Here is a 19268-nt window from a genome sequence, read left to right on the forward strand (position 1 = left end):
TCTTAGGAGGGGACGGGTGTTTTTGGGCCGGGCTTGCGGGGAAGCGCCGTGATCCATTCTGAGAAGTGGGTGAGTTCGGTTCCGGTGAGCACGGCGGCGGGGCCGCTGTCCATGGGGTCGGCGAGGAGGGCCAGTGAGTCGGCCGGTAGGTTCTTTGTGGACTCCCAGACAACCGACGACGGGGATGCTGCGTCGGGCCAGCACAGGAAGACGAGGGGATCCAAGGTGGTGGACTCTACAATGCCGATCCGGTGATTGAGCAGGTTGATGAGCTCGCTCGCGTACATGCGCCCGGCCACTTCTCCAGCACTGAGGAGAACGCCCGACTCCAAGGTGCCCTTGCGCCCGCGGGGAAGCTGGATCCACTGGGCTCGAAGGGTTGTGCCCTGCCAGGGCTCGACGTCGCTGGGCGCCGCAGGGTTGGGGGTCTGCTGCCGGGGGAAGCGCTCCTGCAGATACGCGACGATGTTGTCGTAGCCGATGCTGATCTTGGTCGCAGTGAAGAGCGTCCTGCCGTTCGCGTCTTTCACGGCGATTCCGTCTAACTGGTTGAGTGACGGGCCGATTGACCCGATCTCGGTCAGTGGGACGACCCGCATCGCTCGGAACCAGGGACGGACCGTCAGGTGCTTGTCGAACGCGTCGACTCGGAACCGGCGGATTCCCATGGCGAGGAGGACGAAGAGCGATCCGGCGACCATGATTGCGGCCGCACTGATGAGGGGACCCGGCCCATCCATCTGCTCGGATTCCACAACCGCGACGAGCGTGAAGAAACCGCCAATGACCAGGAAGACGATGCCGACCACACGGAACAGGACCGACTGCCAGCGACGATTCTTCACGACGAACAGTGCCCCCGCGTCTGGGTTCGGGCGAGCCCCCGCGCGACCGTTCCGGTCGCTTCGGCGGACGGCCGCTCCGACGATCATGGGGATCACGACAGACAGCAGAACCGCCACGACAACGGGAAACGCGAGGAGGGACACTTACCGAATCTACTGCCTCTCCTGCACATGCAATGCCCGCAACGCATCCGAGCAAAGGATCCTTTGATTGGATCGAGTCGTGAGCTCTCGAGCGACCTGGACGGGCCCAGTATCGGCGGGAAATGTGGTGCTCCTATGTTATCTCAGCAATGTGTCTCACCTGCGCTATTCTCAACAACAGGAGACAAAGCCTTTGATGAGTACAAGGGGCGTAGGAATGGGAAGTATCGGCTACGCCAGGGTCAGCTCCCTGGACCAGAACGCTGACCTGCAACATGCCGCGCTTACCGCGGCGGGCTGCGCCCGGATCTTCACCGACAACGGGGTGAGTGGGACCAAAGCTAGCCGACCCGAGCTCGACAAGTTGCTCGATCACCTGCGAAAGGGTGACGAGGTTGTGGTGTGGAAGCTGGACAGGTTGGGACGGAACACCCGCAACCTTTTGGCCCTAATCGATGATCTGGAGCAGAAGGGCGTGCACTTCCGCAGTGTGACCGAGGGCATCAGTACTACCGGACCGATGGGTAGGGCCATGCTCACCGTCATGTCCGCCTTTGCGCAGCTTGAGCGTGACCAGCTTGCCGAACGCACCAGTGCAGGTATGGCTGCAGCCGCGGAACATGGGCGGAAGGCCGGCCGGCGGGAAGCTACCGCTGAGTATGCCAGGGTAAGACGAGCCCGGGATCTCAAAGCCCAGGGGCTCGCTCCCGCCGACATCGGAGAAATCATTGGGGCAAGCCGTGCCATGATATACCGCTACCTCAGCATGGGAGTGGATGAGGAGTCCTACCGCAACAAGTAAGGGGTGCTGAGCGTTCAGTCACCGCACTGACGACCTGCATATGGTTCTGGTGCCTCGTCCGTCATGGATGAGACCTAGGTGGAGTTCGTCATGAGGGTGTATGAACGGCAGCGCCTGACCTGATACTTCATCACAGCACCAGAGGCCGGATGAGTCCTCCAGGTAAGGGGTTAAGGCGTGTTGTGCAACCTGATCCTGCACGTCACAGGACGCGGGGAGTGAGCGTGCTCGCGGACTAGGCTCTGACCGATGAGCTCAACCATGACCGTCCGGCTGGTCGTAGCTGGTGTGCTTCTGACTGCCACCAGTGCATGCGGCGACAAGGTGTCTGCGTCGGATTTCGAAGCGTGCATGGAAGCGGGACAGGAAACCATCAGGGAAAAGATCGACGCCGGAAGCGCCGGTGAGCAGGTCTACCAGGAAGCGATGAACGATGGCGGCTTCGAGCAGCTCGGTAAAGCCGAGCGCGACAAGCTATTCTCCGGATCCTGAAACAAGCACGCTTGAATACGCAGGTCCAGATCCGACCGGATCGCATCAGGAGGGAGCGTGATAGATGATTGAGTTCGCCGTCGTCGGGCTTTTCGTGGGTGCTCTCTCCCGGTTGATCAAACCGGAGAAGCAGCGCCTGGGTCTGCTCCTCGCACTGGTGCTGGGACTTGTGGGATCACTCCTGGGCGCCTTCACCGCACCCCTGGTGGGTACTGGGGTGCTCTTCGACCTGAACCTTGGAGGGCTCATCATCGCGCTCATCGGTGCAGCCCTACTGATTGCAACAACCGAGACCATCGCCGGTACGCGCGCCCCATAATGCATCACCTCGATTCATCACAGGTGAGGCTTCTACGGAACCGTAGCCCTCTCACGCACAGGTGCGCGTCGTGACGAGCGCTTTATGCGCGCGGTGGTGAAGCAATGCGTTCCACATCTCCTCGCGCAACGAATGCCACGACTCAGGCTATGAGCAGGGCTTTTCGCCACGCCATACCACGATGTATGACACCCGAATCCGGAAATAGAAAGTAGGCTTACCAATTGGGTCTCCATCAGGGGGTCCTCCCTGACTTCAAGGAGAAGCAATGATTCGCACGAGCGCAGCTACTGCAGCCCTGTCCTTCGCCGTCCTGATGGGCGTGGCAGCTCCTGCCACCGCCGCGGAAGAAACGGCCCCTGCCACCGAGCAGACCCAGGAAACCGACGACAGCGGCGACGCCGGCCTGTGGGGCCTGCTCGGCCTTCTCGGCCTGGCCGGCCTCCTGAAAAGGAACAAGAAGGAACACGTCGATCACGTCCGCACCACCGGCGCTACCCGCGTCAACGACGTCAACGGCTCCGGACACTAGTTCCACCAGCGCTGATCAGCACTGATCAGTGTTCTGACATGGTGAAGGCTCGCTCATATGAGCGGGCCTTCCCCATATCCGGAGTCCTGTCAGGATCACCGGGGAGCTGCCGCCCATCTCAAGTGTCGCGATGGTGGCGGAAACCGGTGGTCATTGCCCGTGCTATGAGGCGTTGGTCGCTGTAGTTTAGAGCGCTTGGAAGAGGTCAATCATCGCGTCGGGCGAGGACTGGTGGGAGACCTGGCGTGTCAGGTATAATGCGCGATCGATGATTTCCTGGGAGATGACGACGACTTTGCGGTTCGTGCGCTGGCTGTAGGAGCTGATCCGCTCGAATGCTTCGGCGGCGTTGAGGCCTGCACGGCCCATGAGGATCCCTTTGGCCTGCTCGATCACGGCCCGGCTGAGTGCGGACGCGGCGACTGCCTCGTTGGCGATCTTGTGTGTATCGACGTGGATGGAGTGGGTGAGATCCACCACCAGCGCCCATACCCCAACCGGCTGCTCGTCCTCGGTGTGGATGAGGTCCGCGGAGATCAGGAGTTTATGCGTGTGACCGTTGAGGTCGCGAAGGGACGCGTAAACCGATGACGGCCCGCCGGTGGTGGTGACTTTGGTCCAGAACGCCCGGACGGCGCCCCGATCTTCCGGGTCGAAGTGGGACATGCCGAGCTCAAGGGTCGGGGCGATGTCGCCGCGCTCGTACCCGTGGATCCGGTACAGCTCGTCCGACCAGTTGTAGGTGTCATCGGCGAAGTAATGCTCGACGGTGCCGGTAGGGCAGTCAATGAAGTAGTCGACACTGGACGCGGACGCGGATAAGGGCGAAGACCCAACGGTGGAGGGCATGGGAACCATTCGACGGAGATGGAACGAGCTAGCGTCTTACCCCGTACCTGGAACAGCAGACTAACAGGAACACAAAACGCTGTGCTGTCCAGGGGGCGATCACGAGGCAGCCCAAAGGTCAGTTCTCCTGTCCAGTCGCGATACGAGGTTCGCCCACCGCGCCCGAAGGAGTAATGACAAGCTAGGAGAGCCCCTTGTGTAGGAGAAGCCAGGCCGGAAGGGCGAGGGGGCAGGAGCCGGGCTGATTCACCGATAAACACCGACCCCTGCCCGATAGGCTCAGCGGCAGCCGACTTCTTGACCAACTACTAAGCCTGCTGATCAGTTGATCATAGGAGAGCAGGGGGAGGTCAAGTTCCGAGGCGAAGCCGTTTTGTGCCGCGGACAGAGGTCTTCGTGCTACAAGCTCATACGGGTGCCGAGCAATACGCCGGTCATGACGCTGTCCTTCCCGCCCTTACCCGCGGCCCGTCGCAAAGAGTGGACCGTGGGGAAACATCACCCGCACTGCAGGCGACAGTCGGAATTCCGAAAACACCAAGCCGTCCAACTTGCGAGACGGGTTGCGGTGAGGCAATTGAAGGAGACACTGTCGCACTCATTTTGCTGGTGATCCCGTCCGGGCGACTGTGGGCTTCCAGGGACTCCTGAAGAGTTTCAGCTCGTCGAGACTGGAGTAGGGCTTCCCCATTTAGCTCGAACATGCCGATGCATGCCGAGGAGGCAGCAGAGGACTGGAAGCTACTTCGGTTGAGATGGCTGACGTTGGAATGAGGGCTGACGGTGACGAATCAGGCCGAGCCTGGGGCTCCGTGAAGGGGGTTGGCTCAATCGCTGTTAAGACTTGTTTCGGTGGTCTCATCGTGACCCTGCTGCGTGCAGTTGTGACTGGAGGCCTTGGAGGACGATGGTCACGCCCTGGTCAAGTTCTGCCTGACCGTCGTAGGCCAGCAGGAGAGGTGCCAGATCGCGCAGGTGTGGGAAGTCCTTCTCCGGAAGCCGGTGGAGGCCCATGCGTAGTCCGGTTTCGTCTTCGTCAGGGTCCACCACGACTTCCTCTAGTTCGTTGAGAAGGTGCCCAAGCAGGAACCCGTAGTAGGTGCGATATGCATGGAGTGCTCCGGCGGGATCGAAGCCTGCTTCCCGCAGGGTGGTGAGGATCCGCTCGATGGGTCTCAGCGCCCCGAGGGGCCTGAGCCCGAGGGGCGTCGACAAGGGGCGTGTGACCAGGAGGGGGACGATATTACGGTGCTGCAGCGTCAGGTCGCGGAAATCATGGGCGGCTCGACGAAGCTTCCCTTGCCACGCCTCTTGAGTCCTATCCGGGGCCGGGATCGTCCATTGGTCCAGCAGCAGTTCGGTCAATCCATCGAGCAAAGCTTCCCGGTTGGCCGCGTACCGGTAAAGCGCCATGGGATCCCGGTTAAGCCGGGCCCCCAGGCGCCGCATCGACAGGGCGTCAAGCCCGTCCTCATCGACAAGATCCAGAGCGGTCTGCAGCACGATCTCCCGGCTGAGGGAGCCCCGCGCACGACCTGGACGCGACGGGTCGTCCGGGGGCTCAGCCCCGCCGTCGACGGTCGGGGAGGACGGTCGATCGTTCCGGTTGTTCGCGATCCTGAACACCACTTCCTGGTTCGAGGCTTGTAAGCGGCCTTGCTATCCACTGCTCTACACCGTAGAGTCTACAGCGTAGAGCAACCGTTGAGCAGACTGCGGACCCTTCCAGCTCACATCCATGAAGCAGCCCGATCCGGGCCTTCATCGCCGACTCTCGGTGCCCTTATCTTTTTCAGGAGAACCCCTTTGGCTAATAGCACTGTGCACAGCACCACCCATAAAGACCACAGCGACATCCGAGGCGAGAATGACCCCGGCCACAACGGTGCCGGGAACCGGGTCGAGACCCGCCGTTCGACCGAGACGAAGGCCTCGACGAAAACCACCGAGTTCTTCGCCTACGTCGCCATGGTCATCGCGACCGTCGTGACCGCGATGGTCGTCGGCGACGGCGACGGCGAGGACGGCATCGACATGTTCAACGCCCACCAAAGCATGGAACTGATCACGTTCCTCACCATCGGCTACATGGTGGCCCGTGGTCTGGCGAAGTCCGGCAGCCGCGAGTACTACAGCGTCTGACGACACCCGTCATCCCCGCACCGGAGCTACTTACTTCCGGTGCGGGGATCACCTGTATCCAGCGGGTTCGATCCGCCGCCGGTGGCGGACACCAGTTCCAACTGGCCCGTCGGATGCTCGCCAGTAAGTCTCCCGCTGATTGTCTCGATCAGTACGCCCACCAGTGCTCCCACGAACGCAGTTCCATGAATGCCAAGGACCCGTATGAGTGACCTCGCTACTTCTGCCGCCCCCGTTGCTGGAAACACACAGTCGCCTGCCCCGCGCATCGTCCGTATCTCCAAGCCGAACGACATCGTCGCCTCCTATTCCGTCCTGCTCAAGCAGGTCCGCAAGGAGGGCCTCCTGAACCGCCGTCGGCGATTCTACGTCTCTGTGTTCGCGGTCCTGGCCCTGGCCATGGGCGCGGCCTGGACGGGCTTCGCGCTCCTGGGCGACACGTGGTTCCAGCTCCTGGTCGCGGCCGTGCTCGGCGTCGTCCTCACGCAGATCGCCTTCCTGGCCCATGAGGCGTCGCATCGCCAGATCTTCAGGACCCGGGGCGCCAACGACTGGTCCGGGCGCATCCTCGCAGCCGGTGTCGTCGGCATCAGCTACGCGTGGTGGATGGACAAGCACACCCGCCACCACAACGACCCCAACACCCGGGGCAAGGACCCGGACATCGAGGTGGACACCATCTCGTTCCTCGAGGAGGACGCCGCCAAAGCCCGCGGCCTGCAAGCGTGGATCACGCGGCGCCAGGGTTACCTCTTCTTCCCCCTCCTGACCCTGGAGGGCATCAACCTGCACGCCCGTTCCATCAGCACCCTGTTCTCCCGCCGCACCATCAAGGGCCGCTGGGTGGAGCTGGCGCTGCTCGGGGCACGCTTCGGTGCCTACCTCGGCATCCTGTTCTGGTTCCTCCCCGTCGGCCTGGCCTTCGCCTTCCTGGGCGTCCAGCTGGCGGTGTTCGGCATCTACATGGGCGCGAGCTTCGCGCCGAACCACAAGGGCATGCCCGTGGTGCCGCGGGACAGCACGCTGGACTTCTTCCAGAAGCAGGTCCTCACCTCGCGCAACATCCGCGGCGGGTCCTTCGTCAACAACGCCTTCGGCGGCCTGAACTTCCAGATCGAGCACCACCTCTTCCCCGACATGCCGCGCCCGCACCTCCGCCGCGCCGCCGTCATCGTCCGGGAGCATTGCGAGCGCCTCCGCGTGCCGTACACCGAGGTGGGCGTCGCGGCATCCTACGGAGCCGTGGTTTCCTACCTGAACCGCGTCGGCCTCGCTGCGCGCGATCCCTTCGACTGCCCCCAGGTCAACCGCTACCGCCGGCCCTGACGTACCTGCTCCAGAACTGACGGCGAACGACCTGGACGCGACGACCGGGACGTCATACCCCAGGATCCCGCGAGTCGGCCCCCAAGAACTCCTAGACCATAAGAAACCAATGATGCCAACACAAACCGCCGACACTGCTGACGCTACTGACGCTGCTGACACTGCCGCAACCGTCGCGAGCACGAGAACGATCGAGATCGATGACGTGCGTGGGCGCCTATCCTGCAGGATGCACCTGTCCCGCCGGGCGGCGGGCCACGGACGAGTCCGGCCCCTGTTCGTGATGGTGCACGGCATCGGAATGTCCCACCGCTACTACGACAAGTTGCAGCGCAGACTCATCGAGCAGGGCGACACCCTCGTCCTCGACCTGCCTGGTTACGGTGGCATGCCGAAACCGGAGCGCCGGATGAGTGTGGAGGACTACGCGGCTGTGATAGCCCGCACCTTGGACGAGGAGGGTGCCCGCGGGTGCGTGCTGATCGGGCATTCCATGGGTGCCCAGTTCGTCACCGAACTCGCCATCAGCAGACCCGACCTCGTGTCCCAGCTCGTGCTCATCGGGCCCGTCACCGACGTCGAGCACCGCTCACCCATGAAGCACACACTCATGCTCGCCGCCGACACCCTGATCGAACGGCCCGTCACCAACCTGATGGTCGGCACCGCCTACGCCGAGTGCGGGATCCGCTGGTACCTACGGGAACTACCCGTCATGCTCGACTATCGCCTCGATGACCGGCTGCCCCTCGTCGATCGCCCTGTCCTGGTCATCCGGGGCACCCGCGATATCATCTCCGGCCACGACTGGTGCGAGAAACTCAGCTGCAACGCCCGAGACGGGAACCTCGTGGAGATACTGGGACAACCACACGCCGCCCACCGCGGAGGCGCCGCCGCGATCGCCGCCGCGGTGCTCAGTGCAGCAGTTCTCAACGCGGTGGAAAAGCAGGCAAGTGAGCAGATAGAGGAGCCGGCTGCTGACCAGTCAGACGAGCCAGCGGATGGGCGAGCAGGTGACCGACCGCTGCAGGGCGAGCTGCTCCAGGAGAAGCACGCGCACGCTTCTTCTACCCGTTCTTCCAGGTCCTACACCGCCGGGCTCCAATCCCTTCCCGGGGTGCTCGAGCTGAGAAGTATCACGGTGGGGGACCGGCAGTGCCGGGCCTATTTCATTGCTCATGGCGCAGGTCCAGGCCGCGAAGGCCGCGTCGACCCGCACCATGGAACACCGGTGCCGGTGTTTGTGCTCATCCACGGGATCGGCATGTCCCACCGGTACTTTCGCCGCCTCGGCGCCGTCCTTGCCGCCCACGGCGATGTGCACCTGATCGACCTGCCGGGGTACGGCTGGACGAGGCGACCGGAGCGCGCGTCGAGTAATGCAGCAACAGCCGACTTGATCGGGAGACTACTCGACGAAGCCGGTGCGTCGTCCTGCGTGGTCGTCGGTCACTCCATGGGAGTGCAGAGCGCAACGGAACTGGCCATCGGACGCCCCGATCTGGTGTCGCACCTCGTCCTCATCGGTGCTGCCATCGACGTCGACCACCGCACCGTCTGGCAGCAGGCCGTGAGGCTGGGCGTGAATTCGATCTTTGAGAAGCCGTTGCTGAGCACGGTGCAGTTCTTCGACGTCCTGCGGTGCGGGCCGCGCTGGTACCTGGCCCAGCTGAAACTGGCGATGAGCTACCCGATCGAGGACCGGTTGCCCCTGGCCGGGCAGCCCGTGCTGGTCCTGCGTGGTTCACGCGACGTCGTCGCCGGGGCTGCGTGGTCAGACCGGCTCGCCCGCACCGCTCACCACGGAGAAGCAGGCACCATCGACGGCGCACCCCACGCGGCACACCACAGCGCCGCCGGCACGGTAGCAGCTGCCGTCACCAGTTTCCTCGTTCGTCGATAATCCGCTATCAAAGCCGACCTGCCGAGGCGGTCATCAATAACGCCGCCGTATGAGCGAAACCCTCCCACGGAAAGAAGAGACATGGACCAGACATCAACGCAATGGCCTCGCAGGTTCGACACGATCACCATCATCTTCAACCCCAACAGCACCGGCGACGCCCCAGCACTGGCCCGGGAACTCCACGACGAGCTCACACCCAGGCTCCCGGGAACCGATGTCCGATTGACCCCTACAGAGCATGCAGGCCACGCCGTCGACCTCGCCCGGGAAGCGGCATCGGCAGGTAACGCCCTGGTCGTCTCGGTCAGTGGCGACGGTGGATACAACGAGGTGGTCAACGGGGTGATGGCCAGCGGCCGGGACGATGCCGTATCGGCGGTCCTGGCGGCCGGGAACGCCAATGACCACAGCCGTGTCACCGGACGGCAACCCCTGGCAGAGGCAATCATCGAGGGCAACGTCCGGCGCATCGATCTGCTGCGGCTCAGCATCCGCTACGGCGGGTCCACGTCCGGGTCTGCGTCCAGATCCCGGCCGGACCCCGAGCCGATCTATGCGCATTCCTACATCGGGTTCGGTCTGACACCGATCATGGCGATCGACCTCGAGAAGGGCAGCAAAGGCGCGATCAAGGAAATGCTCTCCGTGGTACGTACCTTCAGCAAGTTCAAGCCGTTTCAGATCCGCCAGAGCGACGGGAAACGCCGGACGTTCGACAGCCTGGTCTTCGCTAACATCTCGCAGATGGCGAAGTACGCCACCCTGAGCGAGGCCAGCGACCACCCCGCTGACGGGAAATTCGAAGTCGTCATCTTCCCCCACATGGCCAAGTGGCGGATCCTGCTCACCGCACTCCGAGCCTCGACCAAGGGTCTTGGTGACCAGCCGAGCTACACGCAGTACAAGTTCTCGGCCCTGAAACCCATGCCGTATCAGATCGACGGCGAGGTCAAGGACGTCGACGCCAACACCACCGTCATCATCGACAGCGCCCACCGGGCCCTGGCCATCCTCGGCTGATCAGCACCCCCAACCAGCCTCGTAGGATACCTGCACGAATGGCCGGTTCGTCAGGCAAGCCCCTGAGTCGTACACCACAGAGAAGTGCTTCCCTGATCATTCGTCTCCTGCTCACCGACATAGGTCCCGAGACGCCCGCGCTCTTCGAACGCAGCAGGAACCAATGCAACTCCCACCCACTGAGCGGACTTGATGTACAGGTCGCTGATCCAGCGTCAATCTGGTATTGCGTCTCCCCGTGGTTGGTAACCTCAGACCATAAGCCAGCTGAGTAATGGGCGCGGGAACTGGTCGGTAGGCATTACAACGACGATCCAACGGCTTGGGCAGGACTGTCGATACAAAGGTTCGCGTCATGAGTTCACCGGTGCATGTGCAGAAGATGAGGGCGGTCCTGTCCGAAACGGGCTTGTCCCTTGAGGAAGTCTGGATCAGGTACTACGGATTGGGTGGGTCGGTATCCCAGTGCGAACTCGATGCCTACCTGGGCGGGCTGCTGTTGTTGCAGGACCACGAATGCGACATCCTGGCCGATGCAATGAACGACCTCCTGGTAGACCGTGGTGCAAAGGAGAGGGTGAACCGCTGCTCAGCTGACTCGTCAACGGAATCGACACGGTCCCGGTACGAGCTCGGCGCTGCCGGTGCGTTCCTGTTCACGGCGGAGGAACGGGAACAGGAACGCCTACACGCGGTGACCCGTTCCGATCTGTTGGATACGGAGCGGGAGGAGCGGTTCGATCGGATCACCCAGGAAGCCAGGGATTACTTCAGGGTCAGCTCCTCGATCGTGGCTCTCATCGATGACCGGCGGCAGTTCCTGAAGTCCGTCATCGGGCCGGTCCAGCAGAACATGCCGCGGGAGATCTCGTTCTGCAACGCGACGATCCGTAATGCGGGCCCCCTGATTGTGCGTGACGCTCTCGAGGACGACCGGTTCAAGGACAACCCCCTGGTCACGGGCGAGCCCTACATCCGCTTCTACGCCGGATACCCGCTCCGCGGGCCCGGCGGGTGGACGATCGGGACGCTGTGTGTGATCGACCAAAAGCCGCGGGAGTACTCCATGAGTGACGGCAGGAAACTACGTGCCCTGGCTCGTCAGGTCGAGGATGAGATCAACGGCCCGCGCATACTCGGCGATGAGGACGTAGAACCAACCGGACTGGCGGAGCAGGAGTAGAAGCCGGAGCGGAAGCGGCCCTGATCCGCTGGAAGTGCGGCCACGGCATGAAGTACGTGGTCGGGGTGCCGCCGACGTGCGCCACGATACTGTTCGCCAAGTCGCGCAACGTGACGTTGTGCGTGTTTGAAGCCCCCTTGAGAGCCGACGCAGTAGCTTCCATCGAGTGCGCTGATGTGATCAGCACGGACGTATGTCCACCGATACTGGTCGAGCTCAGCGGCGGGGTGACCCCGAGCAGGAACGCCCTCGTCCAGTTCGCCAACGAACTGAACATTGCGGCGATGGCATCGGTGGGTCCGCCTGCTACGGATTCTCGCGGATCATTTCATCGAGGTTCGCCACCCGCGCTACCCGACCCGGTACTCACCCAGCCGCAACCAGGCCCTGACCTGGCTGCCTGACTACCCCACGAACCCGGAAGCACACCTGACACTCAGCGGTTGAACGACGCAGCTGCCGCTCCGCGCATCTTTAGTAGGACTACTATTTCTCTTCAAATCAACCACCGGGTGTGCATCACTACAACATGTGAAGTGCATTCGTCGCTGTCTCGTGGGAGTCTCCCAGAAGTACCTGGAATCTTCCATGAGGCTGGAATCTTTCTGGTGGGGCGGGCGAAGGTCGATCGTGGATCATCCCGAAAGTGTTGCTGTGGGCAAGAACTTTTTCGTCCTGCGGGGGGCTGGTAAGCCTGTTTAGCCTTATGGTGTCACCCGGCAATCTCGAACACTACAAGGTGTGTGCGCCCGTGAATCAGGACGGTTCAGGGCAGGCCCTTCACACCCACATCGTCGACGCCATGGAACGGGCCCACATCACAGCGCATGAGTTATGGCTGTACTACTTCAGTATCGGCGGCAGCGTCAACGAGTTGGAGGTCACCGCGTACCTGCACGCACTGATGCCCCTGCCGGCACTGGACTAGGAACTGCTCGCTCACGCCGTGACGGAGATGTACGCCGATACCTGAGGTCTTCTCGATGACCGGGTATCGTGCCAGCTGGTCGCGGCTGTTACCTGAAGTGCCAGCAGGGGGGATTGGTCGCCGGCGGAGGATGAGGCGCGACTGCAAGTTTGGTGCTGGGATGAGTGGTTTACTGCTTACTGTCCAGCCCACTGTGGTCGTTGCCCAGATGCGTTCAGGCGTCGAAGTGGGTGTTGGGGACTCCCTGCCCGAGGGACTGCACGACGTTGAGGGCCATGACGTTGAGTTTTATGTTTCGTCCGCTGGACGCGGCTTTGAGGATGGTCATGGCCGTGTTGTGGTTGCACCTGTTCTGGCCCATGATGATCCCGGCTGCGACGTCGATGACGGTGCGGGAGTTCATGGCTGCTCTGAGGTGATCAGTGGTGTCGGTGGCTTTCGCGATTCGTACGGCCGTGCGGAGTGACTTCGATGCCTGGCGTGCCAGCATCTCGGCTTCGGCAATGTCCTCAGCGGTGAAGTGGTCCGCGTTCAGGGCGTAGAGGTTCATCGCCGCATTAGCATCGCCGTCGAGCGGGATCGGAACCCCCAGGCCGGAAAGGATGCCGTGATCAGCAATGGCTTTCGGATAACCGCCGAACCTGGTCTCGGTGCGGAAGTCTACGACGGTGTGGGTTTTCACCTCGCGTGCGGCGCGCAGGCAGGGCCCGTCATCGAAGGCGTACTGGATTTCGTCCATCTTTTTCGCGTGTTCATTGCTGCTGGCCACAGTGATCTTCGTGCGCGGCCGCAGGAGTGTCACCGCCGCGAGGACTTCGGTGTCAGGGGATGAGAACCTCGCGGCGGCTAGCTTTGCCAGGTTTGTCAGAAAATTCTCGATGTCGGTGCTTTCGAGCACCATGTCCTGCAGCATCCCTGAAACCGACACATCGGCGAAAGCTTCAGCAGGGATCTCAGCTGAGACATCCGTGCGTGGGTCATTGTCAGGCATAGTATTCCGGCTTTCAGCGATTCTCACCGTTGCGGCCACGCTCAAAAGCCTGGCACCATCCGGATGGAACCCGGATTTGCTAGATGATCGAACCAATTCTAACCCCGGCGTTCGTACACAAACCCGGGGGACCAGCCCCGCCCACCAGCACTGGCCCTACGACCCGGCCCTACGACCCAGAGGTTCCCTCGAGCGGCCCGTAAGTGAATCGGCTTACGCATGCTTGTTCTGGGTTGCCCGCAACGTCAGTTGTCGGAACTGCCTTTCTGGCTCCCGGGATGCAGAACTCGTTGCCCGCCGGGTCCGCGAGCCCAGTCCACGGTTGCACGCCTCGAGCGATGTCAATCTTGCGGCCACCACGAGCCACGATGCGGTCTATCTCGACGGTTGGATCGTCCGGACGAAAGCCGACGTGGAGGCAATTCGTGCCTTCTGGTCTGTCACCGGCACGAAGACCATCCCTGCACCGTCTCCCATAGATCTGCAGTGCGGTGCTCTCCGGCGCTAGTTAGTCGGTGTCTAAGCTTATGACGTCGCCTTGCTGGTCCGTGGTGGGTCGGTGAAGGACGTGGAAGAACTAACAGGGCGATCGTCGTAGGCAATGGTTTACGTGACTGACTGTCGAGTCCATGGAAGGGTGAGGAAGATGTGGGGCTGGTCCTATCTCCTTGTCATCGTCGTCCAGGCGGTGGGCGAGTGAGCGGGGAGGATCTATCCGGGCTCGATGGGTTGTGTGCGACGCTGTGTGCGTCGTTCATTGAAATGCTGCCAGTGACGGGGGCCGCGCTGTCGGCGTTCAGCGGTTCCCCGCAGGAGACCAGGCTGCATGCCAGTGATGAACTAGCCGCAAGGCTGGATGAGTTGCAGTTCGACCTGGGGGAGGGCCCGCGGTGGGAGGCTGCTCGCATGAGGGCGCCGGTCCTCCTGCCGTATGTCCGCTCGATGCCCCACGAGAGGTGGCCCGTCTTCGGGAAGGCCCTGACAGACACCGATGCGCAGGGCCTCTTCGTCTTCCCCCTCGTCGTCGGCGCCATGGATATCGGGGTCGTCGAACTCTATAGGACCACCCCAGGGGACCTGAGCGAATCCGAAATGGTCACCGCACGCGCGCTGGTCGACGGGGCGGCCTGGAGTCTGCTGCGGCGAGTCCTCGTCCCGGAGTCCGGGAACGGTTCTCCCGAGATTGGTCTGTCCCCGTCACGCCGTGAGATACACCAGGCAACCGGTATGGTGCTCGCTCAGGTTGGGGGGACAGCGGCCGACGCGTTGCTCCTGCTGCGGGGGTACGCCTTCGCGCATGGGCAGACGGTGCGGGAAACTTCCATCGAGGTCCTGGAACGCCGGCTGGATTTCACACCGCCCCCAACTCCCTGATCGTGCGGCAAGGGGCCGTAAAATTGGGTTTATGGACATATCTACCCGAGCTGCCCGGGTCAGTGCTGCGTTCGTGAGGATCGCGGACACCCTCGTCGACGAGTACGACGTGCTGGATCTGCTGCACACCCTCGTGGATGAATGCGTGGACCTGCTCGATGCGACCGCCGCCGGCCTGATGCTGGCCGGCCCGGACGGGGTCCTGCAGGTGTTGGCCTCCACCAGCGAGGAGAGCCATCTCGTGGAAGTCCTGCAGCAGGAACTGGGGGCCGGCCCCTGCGTCGAGTGCTACGTCACGGGCGTCCCGGTCACTATCCGGGACATTGCTGGCACCGGAGACCGGTGGCCCGAATTCAAGGACGCGGCCGCAGCGCAGGGGTACCAGTCGGTTCACGCCTTCCCAATGCGGGTCCGCGGCAGGACCATCGGCGCGATGAACCTGTTCCGCGTCGACAGGGGTGAACTTAGCGACGAGGATGTCGCGATCGGCCAGGCGCTGGCGGACGTGTCGACGATCAGCATCCTGCAGGAGCGCACCATCCAGGAATCGGCTGTGGTCAACGATCAGTTGCAGCGCGCACTCAATAGCCGGATCCTCATCGAGCAGGCCAAGGGCATGATTTCCCACATCTCGACCGTGGACACGAACGAGGCCTTCCAGCGACTCCGTGCCCATGCGCGCGCGCACAACACAAGCTTGCGCGCCACGGCAGAAGCGGTCCTGAGCCGCACCCTCACGCTCTAATCACCCCATCCCTTCCAGACCGCAACCGCTACCCGACTGGCCGTCTGCGAGGACGACCCGGTTCTACTGTCTGAGAGCAATCGGTATGACCCCTGCTGTCGGTGAGCCAGTAAAGTCCCGGCCGCTACCCGCGACTTGATGTTGCCCATGACAGCGGAGGGACTTGGGCCTGAAGTTTTGGGTTGCTGGTGTTGTGCTTTTACTTTTACTGTGGGCGCACGGGCGCCCTCCGCGCCCGGGCAGGCGGTGCGGAATGCTGGTGTTCAGGGTCGATGTCAAGGAAGACGACGACGGGCTTGCGGTGACGTGTGCAGATGTTCCAGCGGTACGCCACCGAATTGAGTCTTTGTGGGATGCATGTAGTGTGCGAGGCGTCCTGGCCCGGCAGGCCGGGGTAGCCGATGACCTATTGTGGCTGCAGATCCGTGCCCGTATCGGTGCGATGACAGTCGTTGCCGATGTTCATCCCTTGCACTGGGTAGCATTTCACACAGTCGTTCGTCCCTCCCATCCCGTGTTCGACCAACCGAGTCGGGTCTTTGATCACGCCGCTGGCGCCCTGCAACACGAAGCGGTCCAGGCAATACGGCAGGGTCGTACGCATACCCAAGTGAAGTTCATCCTGTCGTTCCTTGATGGAACAAAAGTGTCCTTGCCCCGCCACGGAGGCCACCTACTGCGTGACGTGGTTGATGAGACGCAGACGAGCGGGGAACTAAGCTCTCGGGTGCGGGCACACCTGACAGGACGGCCCGACGCAGAGGATCAGTGGCGCATGCCCATCGTCGGCGTTCAGGTGGGGACTTTCGGCCCCGAAACATCAGCGGCCCACCGGTACCGATAGTAGGAATGCAATTCGTACAGCCGACCGGTCCGATCGCGTGTGCTCTGGCAGCACTGACCCTGTCGGCAACAGGTCCTATTTGATAGGTATGACGCCAGGATTCAGAGTACGGAATCTCTCCTTCACAGGTGCCGTGAGGCTCAGCAACGTGGTGGAGTTTGATCCTAGGCCTCCCACCAATAGGTCGTTTCTGCGGAGGTTTCCATGAGCCATTGGGTCAGGAGTTCATCGGGGGCCTCGTCGCGTTCACTGGGGCTGCTGGGCCTCAGGGCCCAAGGTATGGGACCGCGATGAGGGGCCCTAGGAGGCGGAGGCCGTTCGTCTATGAGTTCGTTGACCGCGTGCGCAAGAAGATTACACTCCTCCAAGGGCAGAGAGACCAGCCCTTCAAGGTAGGCGCGGATCCCGAAGAGGTCAACGACTCCGGTGTATTGGGCGTAACGCCGCCAGGCATACAAACAGGAAATGTTGGAAGCGGTCATCGCTGCATGGATGAGGACGCGCTGCGTCTCTTCCTCCTTATCCGGCAACATCACCGCGGCCGCCCTATCCCCACACTGCCCGACCCGGGACCGTGTGGATCCCCTAGTTCTTGAGTGTGCGCTTGTGCGGCTTCGATTGCGTCCAGTAGTACCAAGGAGTTCGCCGAGCCGCCGGTGTGGCTGCTGGTGTTGACGGCGGCGAGAACGTCAGTATCAACTCCCCGCGATGCTTGTGAAAATTCACCCAGTGTGGGGGCATCACTGTCCCGCGTTTTATCTGTCAGGTGGGCAGCATCCTCCACCCGGTGTTTGAGGAATCGAGAGGTGGGCCGGACGCGGTCGTAGTGCGTTGCAACGACAAGGTGCGTTAGATCTTTGGTGTCAGAAAGACCGAGAATGCTCATCGCCCGCTGCAGGTCATCCTCTATCGTACGTATCGGAATGGGTAGCACGAGGGCAATCTCATCACACGTGAGGCCACCACTGGTCATCACCGCGATCACCGCCTGGCGATCACTTAACGCCTCCACATGCGTGGTGTTGTCCCCCCGGGGCGCCATCGTCACCCCATGACGGAGATTCGACTCGTCCGGGTTCTGGTGTGTCTGCCTCATGGCACTCCCTGCTGGCACGGCGTGAACGGCTGTGCGCCAGGGTCTGGGGCGACAGAATAAGACTCTCTTTCCGAGGTCCCAGTGTCAAGGAAAGATTGCACGCGCTCGTTTGCTATTAGGGCTTTCGGCGGTATGGCTTAGTCGCCGGCGCAGGTCGGCCAGTGCCGTCTGCGCGTGCCGGTGAGGAATCCGATGGCGCCACCAGATCACCCCTCGGGTTCTTCTTCGTGTCCGATGGATTTCTCCTGGAGGAACTGGCATAGTGATGCGGCGACCAGCAGTTCCACGGCGAGCCCCTGCAGCTCGGGGGCGGTGAGTGTTGTGTCGCTGTCGTGCATCCCGAATGTGATGGACCACCGCGGGTCATCGACGGCAACTGGCTTGCATGTACATTTCGGTGCCGTCATCGCGCAGCGGAACTGTGACCAGGCCGTTATCAGCGCCGTCGACCCCGTCCTGAACGAGGACGGTGATCAGCGCACCTCCTTCCCGTGTGTCTCGGAACTCTTGAACCCAACGTTCAAGGGTCTGGCGACTACGAAAAGGCATGCACGCTTCCTCTCCTTAGGGTGAAAGGCACAGAGCAGGTCAGCCTTCCAGGACGAAACGGGCGAAACCGGTCCCCATCCGCAGCGGGTGGTACCAGCGCCATGTATAGAGCATTCGGTGCACCACGTATTCCGGATCAGGTGCCTGTTGTACCCGGATGGGAGGCAATCCACTGTCGGGCATCAAGGTGGGCGATCCGCCGGTACAGGGTTGCCCTAGACATGCCGAGGTCGCGGGCGACATGGGAGGCGGGTTGGCCCTGCTCGATGAGCCGACGAGCGTTGGCGATCTGACTGTCCGAGAAGATGGGTCGCCGTCCGCCGAGGTCTTGGCCGGCGTCGCGGCGTTTGGTGTTGGAGTCATCGTCGCGTTCTCCCACTTCCATGACAGTGCTGGAAGATCCCTCGCCGTAAGCGCTGAACGCTCCCTCGGAGGAACTCTAGATGCAGAGGACAGGAATAACGACTGGGACCAAATGGGCCGGGAAGATCCGTTCATCCGAGAAGATGGGGCAGCTATCCGCAGCACCGGATACAGTGTCAGGCTCGAATCCGACACCACCGTAGGAGACATTCTCGGCGTTGCTCTTCCGTTAGGAATTGCGATCGGTCTCCTTGTTGCGGGAGCAACCAATAAGGTCTGCGGTCCCTACGGATCTGTCAAACGCGACCCCTGCACCCATCAGGACCAGCCATCCGTCGGGTTCGAGGTAATCCCTCCAGATGAAAGCTGTCCTCCAGGATATGGAATGCACCACTGAAGGGTTGCAAGACACTTGAAAGCCGGAAAAAGCCGCCAACCACGACCGACGCCTGTGGCCGCGGCGAAAGCCTGGTTTCCTCCTCGCGGTGCAACCCACTGCATGGCATGTGGTGCATCAGCTCTCCCGAGAGGGGTACGGTGCTCCCTTCGGGGAGGGATCTGTTCCAGGTTCTGCTCAGGTCGATTGTGGTGCAGTGGCAGCCGAGCGCATTTGTGGAAGCATCCCCATTCCACCAGAACCGCTCGATACGGTTGTAGACCTACGTGTCACCACGCAGGCGTCTGCACCAGATCCGGAGGTGCCATCGATGAGAAGTCCACGAGAAGTCCACGCCGCTGAGCACTATCAGCTTCACCACCTCGAAGACGCCGCGCATCATGGACGCCGACCAGTACGTCCACAACGTCAGATCAAC

19 protein-coding genes and 1 pseudogene are annotated in these 19268 nt (G+C 62.2%); 12 read left to right on the plus strand and 8 right to left on the minus strand.

Annotated features, from left to right (window positions below; all coding sequences use genetic code 11):
* Positions 1-2: 2 nt before the first annotated feature.
* Entirely contained in the window at positions 3-989 is a 987-nt protein-coding gene (locus ACX80J_RS14360) for a hypothetical protein (protein WP_459348215.1), read from the minus strand.
* A gap of 217 nt (positions 990-1206) precedes the next feature.
* Here ACX80J_RS14360 and ACX80J_RS14365 point away from each other — a divergent pair, with 217 nt between their 5' ends.
* The 4 genes from ACX80J_RS14365 to ACX80J_RS14380 all read left to right on the plus strand — a co-directional run bounded on the left by ACX80J_RS14365 (position 1207) and on the right by ACX80J_RS14380 (position 3134).
* A complete protein-coding gene (locus ACX80J_RS14365) occupies positions 1207-1791 on the plus strand; it encodes a recombinase family protein (RefSeq protein WP_459348216.1) in 585 nt (194 codons plus the stop codon).
* Between the two features lie 249 nt (positions 1792-2040).
* Positions 2041-2283 (plus strand): hypothetical protein, encoded by a 243-nt coding sequence (locus tag ACX80J_RS14370; protein ID WP_459348217.1) that lies wholly within the window; start codon positions 2041-2043, stop codon positions 2281-2283.
* Positions 2284-2347: 64 nt separating this feature from the next.
* Positions 2348-2602 (plus strand): GlsB/YeaQ/YmgE family stress response membrane protein, encoded by a 255-nt coding sequence (locus ACX80J_RS14375; RefSeq protein ID WP_459343179.1) that lies wholly within the window; start codon positions 2348-2350, stop codon positions 2600-2602.
* A 268-nt stretch (positions 2603-2870) separates the two neighbouring features.
* Complete coding sequence (locus ACX80J_RS14380; protein WP_459343178.1) at positions 2871-3134, plus strand: WGxxGxxG family protein; 264 nt, start codon at positions 2871-2873, stop codon at positions 3132-3134.
* 186 nt (positions 3135-3320) lie between these two features.
* Here ACX80J_RS14380 and ACX80J_RS14385 read toward each other — a convergent pair whose 3' ends face one another.
* Together ACX80J_RS14385 and ACX80J_RS14390 are read right to left on the minus strand one after the other, a co-directional pair.
* Complete coding sequence (locus ACX80J_RS14385; protein WP_459348218.1) at positions 3321-3983, minus strand: PAS and ANTAR domain-containing protein; 663 nt, start codon at positions 3981-3983, stop codon at positions 3321-3323.
* A gap of 858 nt (positions 3984-4841) precedes the next feature.
* Positions 4842-5486: a TetR/AcrR family transcriptional regulator C-terminal domain-containing protein gene (locus tag ACX80J_RS14390; RefSeq protein ID WP_459348219.1), complete on the minus strand. Its 645-nt coding sequence runs from the start codon at positions 5484-5486 to the stop codon at positions 4842-4844.
* A gap of 303 nt (positions 5487-5789) precedes the next feature.
* Between ACX80J_RS14390 and ACX80J_RS14395 the strand changes: the two genes are divergently transcribed.
* From ACX80J_RS14395 to ACX80J_RS14420, 6 genes are all read left to right on the plus strand, one after another.
* Positions 5790-6125 (plus strand): hypothetical protein, encoded by a 336-nt coding sequence (locus tag ACX80J_RS14395; RefSeq protein WP_459348220.1) that lies wholly within the window; start codon positions 5790-5792, stop codon positions 6123-6125.
* Between the two features lie 204 nt (positions 6126-6329).
* Complete coding sequence (locus tag ACX80J_RS14400; RefSeq protein ID WP_459348221.1) at positions 6330-7451, plus strand: fatty acid desaturase family protein; 1122 nt, start codon at positions 6330-6332, stop codon at positions 7449-7451.
* Between the two features lie 229 nt (positions 7452-7680).
* Positions 7681-9357: an alpha/beta fold hydrolase gene (locus tag ACX80J_RS14405; RefSeq protein ID WP_459348222.1), complete on the plus strand. Its 1677-nt coding sequence runs from the start codon at positions 7681-7683 to the stop codon at positions 9355-9357.
* Positions 9358-9438: 81 nt separating this feature from the next.
* On the plus strand, positions 9439-10380 hold the full coding sequence (locus ACX80J_RS14410) for a diacylglycerol/lipid kinase family protein (protein ID WP_459348223.1): 942 nt from the start codon (positions 9439-9441) through the stop codon (positions 10378-10380).
* Between the two features lie 322 nt (positions 10381-10702).
* Positions 10703-11563, plus strand: coding sequence for a GAF domain-containing protein (locus ACX80J_RS14415; RefSeq protein WP_459348224.1), 861 nt, complete (start codon positions 10703-10705; stop codon positions 11561-11563).
* A gap of 751 nt (positions 11564-12314) precedes the next feature.
* Positions 12315-12491 (plus strand): hypothetical protein, encoded by a 177-nt coding sequence (locus tag ACX80J_RS14420; RefSeq protein WP_459348225.1) that lies wholly within the window; start codon positions 12315-12317, stop codon positions 12489-12491.
* Positions 12492-12705: 214 nt separating this feature from the next.
* Here ACX80J_RS14420 and ACX80J_RS14425 read toward each other — a convergent pair whose 3' ends face one another.
* Positions 12706-13482 carry a GAF and ANTAR domain-containing protein gene (locus tag ACX80J_RS14425; RefSeq protein ID WP_459348226.1) on the minus strand — a complete coding sequence of 259 codons (777 nt, stop codon included), beginning with the start codon at positions 13480-13482 and terminating at the stop codon, positions 12706-12708.
* A 169-nt stretch (positions 13483-13651) separates the two neighbouring features.
* On the minus strand, positions 13652-13969 hold the full coding sequence (locus ACX80J_RS14430) for a VOC family protein (protein ID WP_459348278.1): 318 nt from the start codon (positions 13967-13969) through the stop codon (positions 13652-13654).
* 209 nt (positions 13970-14178) lie between these two features.
* Between ACX80J_RS14430 and ACX80J_RS14435 the strand changes: the two genes are divergently transcribed.
* Complete coding sequence (locus ACX80J_RS14435; RefSeq protein WP_459348227.1) at positions 14179-14856, plus strand: GAF and ANTAR domain-containing protein; 678 nt, start codon at positions 14179-14181, stop codon at positions 14854-14856.
* A gap of 31 nt (positions 14857-14887) precedes the next feature.
* On the plus strand, positions 14888-15601 hold the full coding sequence (locus ACX80J_RS14440) for a GAF and ANTAR domain-containing protein (protein WP_459343168.1): 714 nt from the start codon (positions 14888-14890) through the stop codon (positions 15599-15601).
* A 1376-nt stretch (positions 15602-16977) separates the two neighbouring features.
* Here the strand turns inward: ACX80J_RS14440 and ACX80J_RS14445 are convergent.
* The 3 genes and pseudogenes from ACX80J_RS14445 to ACX80J_RS14455 all read right to left on the minus strand — a co-directional run.
* Entirely contained in the window at positions 16978-17541 is a 564-nt protein-coding gene (locus ACX80J_RS14445; RefSeq protein ID WP_459343166.1) for a hypothetical protein, read from the minus strand.
* A gap of 206 nt (positions 17542-17747) precedes the next feature.
* Positions 17748-17879: a hypothetical protein gene (locus tag ACX80J_RS14450; protein WP_459343165.1), complete on the minus strand. Its 132-nt coding sequence runs from the start codon at positions 17877-17879 to the stop codon at positions 17748-17750.
* Positions 17880-18226: 347 nt separating this feature from the next.
* Positions 18227-18463: pseudogene (locus ACX80J_RS14455) on the minus strand (helix-turn-helix domain-containing protein); the annotation flags it as partial.
* Between the last annotated feature and the right edge of the window lie 805 nt (positions 18464-19268).

The organism is Arthrobacter rhamnosi, from assembly GCF_054510975.1.